At 65.6% G+C, this 2,569-nt stretch carries 6 protein-coding genes; all 6 read right to left on the bottom strand.

What is annotated here, in order from left to right; genetic code table 11:
* Positions 1-235, bottom strand: a 235-nt coding sequence (locus H7290_RS05225) for a class I SAM-dependent methyltransferase (RefSeq protein WP_290512958.1), incomplete at its 3' end; no start/stop codon positions are given.
* Positions 236-509: 274 nt separating this feature from the next.
* Complete coding sequence (locus H7290_RS05220) at positions 510-803, bottom strand: HigA family addiction module antitoxin (RefSeq protein WP_290512957.1); 294 nt, start codon at positions 801-803, stop codon at positions 510-512.
* 16 nt (positions 804-819) lie between these two features.
* Positions 820-1,104, bottom strand: coding sequence for a type II toxin-antitoxin system RelE/ParE family toxin (locus H7290_RS05215; RefSeq protein WP_290512956.1), 285 nt, complete (start codon positions 1,102-1,104; stop codon positions 820-822).
* Between the two features lie 106 nt (positions 1,105-1,210).
* Positions 1,211-1,537 carry a type II toxin-antitoxin system PemK/MazF family toxin gene (locus H7290_RS05210; protein ID WP_290512955.1) on the bottom strand — a complete coding sequence of 109 codons (327 nt, stop codon included), beginning with the start codon at positions 1,535-1,537 and terminating at the stop codon, positions 1,211-1,213.
* Positions 1,534-1,737 (bottom strand): antitoxin MazE family protein, encoded by a 204-nt coding sequence (locus tag H7290_RS05205; protein WP_290512954.1) that lies wholly within the window; start codon positions 1,735-1,737, stop codon positions 1,534-1,536. The genes H7290_RS05210 and H7290_RS05205 overlap by 4 nt, the downstream gene beginning before the upstream one ends.
* A gap of 186 nt (positions 1,738-1,923) precedes the next feature.
* Positions 1,924-2,569, bottom strand: a 646-nt coding sequence (locus tag H7290_RS05200; protein WP_290512953.1) for a GNAT family protein, incomplete at its 5' end; no start/stop codon positions are given.

Below are 2,569 nucleotides of genomic sequence, written 5' to 3'. Positions count from 1 at the left end.
GGTTGCCCGCCGCCACCAGGTTGCCGGCGATGTCGACCCCCAGCACTTCCGCACCGACCCGGGCAGCCGGCAAGGCGGTGGTGCCGTCCCCGCAACCGAGGTCGAGCACGCGCATTCCTGGCGAAACGCCCAGGCGGGCAACTAGTGCTTCCCCACTGGCGCGCATGGTGTCAGCGACCTGGGTGAAGTCGCCCTTCTCCCACAGTGCCTTGTTGGGGTTCGCTGTCACTGTCATGGCTTCCTCCTAGATAGCCGGTCGGCTGACCCGGCCGCGGCCCCCATGTCGACGAGGGAATCGCCTACTGTTCACGACATTAACTCGCTGCGTCGTCTCTTCGTCAAGTGGTAAGGGCGCAGCCCCTCGAGGAGCGAGGTGAGGACAGAGTGCGTCACAAAACACGACTTCCCAGGCCATCCGCCCTTGCAATACAGCCACGATCATGAATGGGCGCTCGCCTGGGAATCGGTAACGACGACGCGCGTCTTACCACCGCGTAGGTTGCTGGTGGTCAGGCGCTCTGGAGAGGGTGGATCTGTTCCAGGGCGGCACCGAGGTGGTCCTTCTGGAGTTCGAGGTCGTAGCGGGTCTGCAGGTTGAGCCAGAACCGGTCGCTGGTGCCGAAGTAGCGGGCCAGCCGAAGTGCGGTGTCGGCGCTGATCCGACGCTTTCTGTGGACGATCTCGTTGATTCGACGTGGCGGGACGCTGATGGAGATCGCCAGGTGGTGCTGGGTCACCCCAAGCGGAGCCAGGAAGTCCTCGAGCAGGACCTCCCCGGGGTGGATCGGCGTCATGGTCGTCATCGTGTTCCTCCTGGGGTCAGTGGTAGTCGACGATCTCGACGTTCTCAGGGCCGGCAGGCGTCCAGGTGAAGCAGACCCGCCACTGCTGATTGATGCGAATGCTGTGTTGACCGGTCCGGTCGCCTCGCAGGGCTTCGAGCCGATTGCCCGGCGGGACCCGCAGGTCATCGAGGGTTTCGGCGGCATCCACGATGACGAGCTTTCGTAGGGCGGTCCGCTCGATCCGCGGGTCGAGCTTCTTGGTGCGTTCTCGCGACCAGAGGCGTTCGGTCATGGGGTTGCCGAACGACCTGATCACCATGCGAGTATAACGCGTTGCGTTATGCCATGTCCATGGATCGGCTGGAGGGGCAACGCGCGACGAGCGCTGCCCCACTTCACCGCCTGTCGGGCGCGCTGCGGGCGGTTCAGGCGCCGAAGCCGAGGAAGACGAGGAGTCGCCTCTCAAACTCGACCAAGGTTGTTGCGTCGAGCTTTCCGATGACGATGCCGGCGTTGCTCCTTCGGACAGTGGTCATCTTGTCGACCATCAGGAAGCTGTCGTGGTCTAGGCCGTTCTCGGCGTCGGCAGAAACCGGCACGCGTAGCAGCGGCGCGTCGATGGTGGTGCTCGTGAAGGGGCAGACCGTCACAGAGTCGGTTGCGTCGAACCGGTCGTCTTGGACGATCAAGGCCGGTCGCGGCTTGGTTGCGTAGACACCGCCGGCGACGGTGACGATGTCCCCGCGCCTCATCGGCCCCAGTCGTCGGAGACTGCCTCGACGAAGTCCATGTCGTCACTGGCGCGGTCGGCTGCTGCGACCAGGGCCGACTGGCGGCGAGCTTCATCAGCGAAACCGGGCGAGCGGACGTCGGGTACCCAGATTTGGACTGGCCGCAGCCCCTGAGCCCGCATCCGGGCCCGGTAAGCACTTACCCGCTCTCTTACGGCCATGACACCTACGTTACATGTAACGATTTGGCCTGACAAGGGATCGAACGGACATCCCGTAATCAACTCCCGCGGGACCTGCGGCACTCCACCGCGAGCCGGGGATCCTCGGGTTCCTTAATTCTGCGTGCTGCGGTGGTGGAGAGCCCATCTGCTCCTCGCGTCCACTGCGGCCAAGCCGGTGCCCGTTCACATGAACATGCGGACAGCCTCGTCGATGCCAGCGACCTGAACTGCGGCGTTCGGCCGGTTCGCTGCCCACTGGTCAGCGGTCAGGCGGAGCCGGTCGGAAATGAGGACCTCCTCGCCGCGGCGGTCTCGCGAGATGCCGTCGGGCTGATAGCCGAGCTTGCGGGACACGCCCTGCGACTTGTGGTTGTCCTGGAAGACCTCGGTCGTGGCGTCTGTGGCGCCGAGGTGGTCGAAGGCCAGGGTCAGGAGCGCGGTGCGGGCCTCGGTGCCGTATCCCTGCGCCTGGTGCGCGAGCCCGAGCCAGGACGACGTTGTGACCTCGCGGTTCACGCGGAAGTCACGAGCTCGCAATGTCGCGACGCCGAGTGGCTGCCCGGTGCGCAGGAACACGCCGAGTCCCAGTCGCCAGTTTTCGGGCGTCCAGGACGACAGCTGGAACCAGTGCTCGCCCAGCACGAAGCTCGCGCGCTCTTCCGGCGTGCCCTCTGCCCAAGGCGTGAGGAAGGGGCGCTCATCGCAGCCGTGCACACCGGTAGCGGCCAGGCAGGCCAGGTCCGCGAGTTCGGCGTCTGACGGAAGCCGCAGCACGAGCCGAGACGTGGACAAAGCAAGGCCGAACGTCGGCCACACGTTGGCGAGCATG

This window comes from Aeromicrobium sp., from assembly GCF_014378035.1.
Lineage (GTDB): Bacteria > Actinomycetota > Actinomycetes > Propionibacteriales > Nocardioidaceae > Aeromicrobium.
The sequence above is the reverse complement of the archived record's forward strand: the minus strand, read 5'-3'. Positions and strand labels throughout refer to the sequence as shown.